7 protein-coding genes are annotated in these 6,352 nt (G+C 50.2%); 4 read left to right on the top strand and 3 right to left on the bottom strand.

Annotation, left to right across the window (positions count from 1 at the left end; genetic code table 11):
• Positions 1-641 (top strand): RNA-guided endonuclease TnpB family protein (locus IQ268_RS25225; protein ID WP_193885023.1); only part of this gene is annotated, 641 nt, incomplete at its 5' end.
• Positions 616-816 carry a hypothetical protein gene (locus IQ268_RS25220; RefSeq protein WP_193885021.1) on the top strand — a complete coding sequence of 67 codons (201 nt, stop codon included), beginning with the start codon at positions 616-618 and terminating at the stop codon, positions 814-816. The genes IQ268_RS25225 and IQ268_RS25220, both read left to right, overlap by 26 nt.
• A 65-nt stretch (positions 817-881) precedes the next feature.
• On the opposite strand, the gene IQ268_RS25215 is transcribed toward IQ268_RS25220, so the two are convergent.
• Positions 882-1,892 carry a sulfate/molybdate ABC transporter ATP-binding protein gene (locus tag IQ268_RS25215; RefSeq protein WP_193885019.1) on the bottom strand — a complete coding sequence of 337 codons (1,011 nt, stop codon included), beginning with the start codon at positions 1,890-1,892 and terminating at the stop codon, positions 882-884.
• Between the two features lie 576 nt (positions 1,893-2,468).
• Positions 2,469-3,587, bottom strand: coding sequence for a diacylglycerol kinase family protein (locus IQ268_RS25210; RefSeq protein WP_228035705.1), 1,119 nt, complete (start codon positions 3,585-3,587; stop codon positions 2,469-2,471).
• 250 nt (positions 3,588-3,837) lie between these two features.
• Here IQ268_RS25210 and IQ268_RS25205 point away from each other — a divergent pair, with 250 nt between their 5' ends.
• Positions 3,838-4,119 carry a DUF6679 family protein gene (locus tag IQ268_RS25205; protein ID WP_193885017.1) on the top strand — a complete coding sequence of 94 codons (282 nt, stop codon included), beginning with the start codon at positions 3,838-3,840 and terminating at the stop codon, positions 4,117-4,119.
• Between the two features lie 128 nt (positions 4,120-4,247).
• On the opposite strand, the gene gloA is transcribed toward IQ268_RS25205, so the two are convergent.
• Positions 4,248-4,682 carry a lactoylglutathione lyase gene (gene gloA, locus IQ268_RS25200; protein WP_193885015.1) on the bottom strand — a complete coding sequence of 145 codons (435 nt, stop codon included), beginning with the start codon at positions 4,680-4,682 and terminating at the stop codon, positions 4,248-4,250.
• Positions 4,683-5,035: 353 nt separating this feature from the next.
• Between gloA and eno the strand changes: the two genes are divergently transcribed.
• On the top strand, positions 5,036-6,328 hold the full coding sequence (gene eno, locus IQ268_RS25195) for a phosphopyruvate hydratase (RefSeq protein WP_193885027.1): 1,293 nt from the start codon (positions 5,036-5,038) through the stop codon (positions 6,326-6,328).
• Positions 6,329-6,352 lie beyond the last annotated feature (24 nt).

Below are 6,352 nucleotides of genomic sequence, written 5' to 3'. Positions count from 1 at the left end.
GCATTGATCTGGGACTGAAGTATTTCTACAAGGCGACAGACGGCACTGAAGTAGAAAATCCCAAGTTCTTGAGGAAATCGGAGCGCAAACTGAAACGGTTGCAGCGTCGAGTGTCCAAGAAGCAAAAAGGTTCCAAGCATCGCAGAAAAGCGATTAATCGCCTGGGGCGACAACACCTGAAAGTCAGTCGGCAGCGTAAAGACTGGGCTGTAAAACAAGCCCGTGCGTTGGTGATGTCTAGCGACTTGATTGCCTACGAAAACTTGCAGGTGCGGAACATGGTTCGTAATCACCATCTGGCTAAATCGATTAGCGATGCAGCCTGGAGTTTGTTTGTGGATTGGGTGAAATACTACGCCCAAATCTTCGGCAAAGTGCAGCAACCTGTTCCACCCCAGAACACCACGATTGGTTGCTTTGATTGCAAACAGCCAGTTCAAAAAACGCTCAGTACCCGAACTCATGTGTGTCCCCACTGCGGCTCTGTGCGATGCAGAGACGAGAATGCAGCGTGGAACATTTTGGAGAAGGGACTGAGATTGGCTGGTTTGAGTACGGCAGGGCATGTCGGAATTGAAGCCTCTGGACAGAACGACCACTATCTAAGTCAAGCAATTGATTTGGACAAGTCGGCTGGATGAAAGAGGAACCCCACGCCGTCTCGAAGAGCGGCGATGGGAGGATGTCAGTCCTTCTAGCGAAGTAGGTTCGTTGGGGCGATCGCCCCAAACGCCTCAGTTAACCTGCACCAACCAACGCGACGATTCAACCCAGCTTACCGACAGAACTCACACAACGCAAACGTCATCCTCCTGACGCAAATGGCATACCAGACTGGAGGATAACGCTAAGAGGGTAGTTAACGGACGATTAAAGAATCGCTAAACCTTCTGCAACTCAAACGACTTGGCTGCTTTAGGTTTCACAAAAACTCGTTGATTCGGTTTCAAATTTAAGCGATTGTATTGTTCTCGCGTTAAATACGCATTCACAACCTGTCCATCTTCTAGCGTCAGTTCCGTTTGAATCTCTCGCCCAAGATGAATCAAACGGCTAACGATGGCGGGTGCCGTATCTTTGTCAGAAGTAGTCTCAATCAACACATCATGGGGACGAAGAAACATCTGCGACTGTTCAGATCGGTGGCTGCTGCGAAAGATTTGAGCCGTACCCGGCAGGATGTTCACTGGCCCAATAAAGCTCATAACAAATGGGCTGGCAGGTTGGTCATAAATTTCAGCCGGACTGCCAATTTGCTCGATCGCCCCTTTATTCATCACAACAATATTATCGGAAATTTCCATTGCTTCTTCCTGGTCGTGCGTCACAAAAACCGTTGTGACATGTACCTCATCGTGTAGGCGACGCAACCAGCTCCGCAGGTCTTTCCGCACCTTGGCATCTAGTGCCCCAAACGGCTCATCCAATAACAATACGCTGGGTTCAACCGCAAGTGCCCGTGCTAACGCGACCCGTTGCCGTTGCCCACCCGACAGTTGAGAGGGGTAGCGATCGCCCAGCCCATGCAACTGAACCAATTCCAACAGTTCATCCACCCGATTCTTCACCCGGTTTTTAGGGTACTTTTGAATCTCCAAACCAAAAGCAATATTTTTGCGAATGGTGAGGTGTTTAAACAGCGCATAATGCTGAAACACAAACCCAACCTGCCGATTCTGGACGCTTTGCTCGGTCACATCACGTCCAGTCATGTAGATTCTGCCGCGATCAGGCGCTTCCAAACCTGCAATTAGCCGTAACAGGGTCGATTTACCCGAACCAGACGGGCCCAATAGCGCAACAAGAGAGCCTGTTTCAATTTCTAAATTGACATCCTCAACAGCCTTGAAACTGCCAAACTGTTTCGATACATTCTCAACCTGAATTCCCACAGTGTAAGTCCTCTAAATGAATGCAAATTAGGAATCCCGATAAATCGGGGGGCACCAGCGTTGGACTGCAATCTTTAATAAGTTTAAAATACACTATCTTGATCGATTTACCGATGTTTTAAAGAAAAAGCTGGCAACCCGGTCAAATCTTTCTGATAGCTCTAACCTTTCTACCCAGAATGGGAGCTTAGCGTCTGCGGCACGCCAGAAGGGTCAGTTCTGGTAACAATCAGCGCCTTTAAACCATTCCCTTGACCACAGACAACGCCCTTCTTCCAAAACTACAATAGAATCGGAAAAAATACTACGTTAAACCGATAGAATTACTGTGGTATCTCAACGCCAGCATGAGTTAAAGCCAACCCATTCAGGACGGTCGTTTTTTGACACCCGATTCCCTGCCTAATCCACTTGCCTTGCAGTGTGTTGGAAACGAATTTTTGAAACGAATTAATGTCTGTGTATAGGGGCACAGCATTCAGCAGATGGCTCTGGAAATAGATCCAGAACCCCCCGTTTCCAGCTTTCCGCCAGGGGTGCCACATCCCTAAAGGGGACGGGCTACTAATTAAATCTTTAAAGTCTCCTCTTAGGGGCAGGCAAAGCAACAGGCGGGTTTGGGTCTGCTTGCCGCTCGTAGGTGGGCATGTTCTCTGTGGGCACCACCACACGTAGCGCCTGCTTCATCACCTTTAGCGTCACTGGCACTTCGCCCAGAGGATGACCATCAACGTGAACGGGCAGCCTTGCTGGCGAAGTCAGCCGCACTTCTGCCACAGAATAGGTTTCAATCTTGGGATTGTAATGATACTGACCTTTGCTGATAGACCAAAAATGACGCACCAGTTCCCACTTGCTAAATCCACGAAACACGCTAACAGTGAGTAATCCGTCATCTATGATCGCCTCTGGAGCTACTGTAAAACCCGTACCGTAATACGGCCCGTTAGCCACCACGACCAGCAGCGCAGGCAGGCAAAATTCGCGCCGAGTCGATACTACCCGTCGCCGTAAAAAGCGGCGCGGCTTAAAAGGTCGTTGGCGAGCATCAGACAACGATCGATCCAGGTGAAGGCACAGCCATTGGGGTTGATAGCCCCAGGCCAAACGAGCCGCTTGCAGCATTCGCCCCCAGCGGCCACCCTTAATTTCTTCACCTAAGGGAAACAAAGCGGCATCCAGCCCAATCCCGGCTGCCTCAAAAAAGTAGCGATCGCCGTTAGCTTGTCCCACATCAATCTGTCTCGTTTGACCATGCGCCAACACTCGACATGCCGATGCCAACTCCATCGGCAGGTTCAAACTGTGGGCAATATTGTTGTAGGTACCAATTGGGATAATGCCTAGCGGAATAGGAGCATCAATCAACCCTTTGGCCACTTCACTCACAGTGCCATCGCCACCGCCAACCACTACCAGGTCATAGCCTTCGCTGATGGCTTGCTGAGCAATTAGTGCTGGGGATTCGTCTGGTTTAGTAAAGGCCAGATCGGCTCGAATACCTTCTGCTTCTAGCGCTGCTAAAATGTCTGGCAGCTTCATCGGGTTAGGCTCATCATCACCCGACACCGGATTCATAATCAGGCGTGCGCGTCGTGACTGCTGAGGCGAGGTACCGTTGTTCGGGTTTACGTCCTGCGGAATTGGCTCCGATAAATCACCGTCTCTTGGCTCGTCAGTGCGATGGTCAGTCATTTCTACCCACTTGCCGCTCCTGCGACTGAACCCCTATTAATCGAAGCAAGCCTTACTTTGGTTTCTATCCTTTATCCTCCTGAGGAGTTGAAGCAGGCACCACACCTTCATTTTGCCTCATTCCTATCTTAAGGGGGATGACAATAGATCTTGCCAACTTGCCCTAAGTAAAGGATACTGATTGGTTAATCTATTAATTGGGAATTCTATCTTTAGGTAGATGCCCAAATTACGCCAACTCACCCCCCCTATGAAAGAGAAGCTTAAGGAGCTAGTCGGTCAGTCTAACGTTTGGCTCTTTATTAAGAGCAGCAACGGTTGGGTCAAAAATGCTGAGATTTTGGACGTGACTGCCAAAACCGTTACCTTCCGCTATGAACACGAAACCGAGAGCGAACATCGGGTTTGGGAGAAAACCACTCGCATCAATAACATTGCTGAAATTGAGATTAAGCTGTTAGCGGTTCCACGGGAAAGCAAACAAATGTCAGATCTTCAAGACAGGCTCACCAATTTGCTAGAGAAAGAATAGTCGCGATTCATCTCTGGCTTCGATCCTTCAATTCCGCTAACGACCGAACAGGCGATCGCGCTTTATTCCAGCATGAATTAAGTTGGCTGGCGCGATCGCCTGCTTTTTGTATTTGTCCTCAGGTAGGGTTAGTGAGCGGCGGCGGGGGTGGCCTCCTGAGACATGGTGGTAGTTCCCTGCGTGCCAAGCTGAATTAGCTCAACTTTGTAACCATTGGGATCTTCAACAAAGGCAATTACAGTAGAACCATGTTTCATCGGGCCGGGTTCACGCACCACCTTACCGCCCCGGCTGCGAATCATTTCACAGGTTTGATAAATATCATCAACGCCGATCGCAATGTGCCCATAAGCATCGCCCAGCGTATAGCTATCTTGATCCCAGTTGTAGGTCAATTCCAGTGCGGTATGGTCAGACTCGTCCCCATAGCCGACAAAGGCTAGCGTAAACTTCCCACCTGGATAATCTTTCTGGCGCAGCAGCTTCATGCCGAGCAACTCGCAATAAAACTTGAGCGACTCATCCAGGTTGCCGACGCGCAGCATGGTGTGTAGCAATCGCATAAATTGACTCCTAATTGTCAGCTTTCCTCAGTATCCTCTTCTATTCTGAAACAGATCCGTTCAGACGAGACACCAGCCCCTTTCATCTGGCTTGATCCCGAAGACATTCTGGATATCGTTTGACTCATGAGCCAGATGAACCACGCTTAAGTCAGCCGTTTGTCACATCGGTTAGCCAGGAGAAACGAGGTGGCTACTCCACCATCGTTTCACTCCTTAGGTTTCCGGCTTCAACGCAACAGCGACGCTAAACAAAAGGCCAAGAAACCGAGCAGAGAAACCGTCTGGCAGGGGTGCTCTAACGTGTAGGATCAAGCCTGTGCAATTTCTAACAAGAGGGGGACAGTCAATTGATATTGGACACACTGGATACTTCAATTGAGCATATCCAAGCCAGAGAAATTCTGGATTCACGGGGTCGCCCTACGATTGAAGCCGAAGTGTTTTTGGCCAATGGTGCCGTCGGATTAGCCCAGGTTCCTAGCGGGGCTTCAACGGGCACCTTTGAAGCCCATGAGCTGCGAGACGGAGATAACAGTCGCTATAGCGGCAAAGGCGTGCTTCAGGCTGTAACCAATGTTGAGGAGAAAATTCTCACCGAACTGCTGGGGCTAGATGCCCTGAATCAAACCCTGATCGATCGCACCATGATTGACTTGGACGGATCGTCCAACAAATCCAATCTGGGTGCAAACGCGATTCTGGCTGTCTCACTCGCCACGGCAAAAGCAGCGGCCACGTCGCTCGATTTACCGCTGTATCGCTACCTGGGAGGCCCACTTGCCAATTTGCTCCCCGTACCGTTGATGAACGTCATCAATGGGGGTGCCCATGCCGACAACAATGTGGACATTCAAGAATTCATGATTGTACCCATCGGTGCCCCAACCTTTAGCGAAGCGTTGCGCTGGGGAGCCGAAGTTTTTGCCAGCTTAAGCAAAGTGCTGCACAGCAAAAACCTGCTGACCGGGGTGGGGGATGAAGGTGGATTTGCGCCTAATTTGGAGTCGAACCAGGCCGCACTCGATCTGCTGATTACGGCGATCGAGCAAGCCGGGTACCAGCCCGGAGAGCAGGTAGCGCTAGCGCTAGACGTGGCCGCTTCCGAATTTTACAAAGACGGACAGTATGTTTATGATGGCTCTGCCCATGCGCCCAGCGAGATGATTGACTATCTTGCCAATCTGGTGAGCCAGTATCCGATCATTTCCATTGAAGACGGACTGCACGAAGACGACTGGCAAAATTGGCAGCTCTTGACCCAAAAGCTAGGAAAAACGGTTCAACTGGTTGGAGATGACCTGTTTGTTACCAATCTCACCCGGTTGCAACAAGGAATTGAGCAAGCTGCTGGAAACTCAATCTTGATCAAGCTCAACCAGATCGGCTCGTTGACCGAAACGCTAGAAACCATTGATCTGGCGAATCGCAAGGGCTATAGCTCGATCATTAGCCACCGTTCTGGTGAAACGGAAGATACCACGATCGCCGATTTAGCCGTAGCAACCCGCGCTGGACAAATTAAAACCGGATCGCTGTGCCGTAGTGAACGGGTTGCCAAATATAACCGCCTGTTGCGAATTGAGGCCGAACTGGGCGAGCAAGCGGCCTATGCTGGAGCGATCGGGTTTGGGCCGCGCCATTAATTAGATCCCCAGCTCGATCTAAAA

The organism is Oculatella sp. LEGE 06141 (assembly GCF_015207605.1).
Taxonomy (GTDB): domain Bacteria; phylum Cyanobacteriota; class Cyanobacteriia; order Elainellales; family Elainellaceae; genus Oculatella.
Note: the sequence above shows the minus strand (reverse complement) of the source record. Positions and strands in the feature narration are given on the sequence as shown.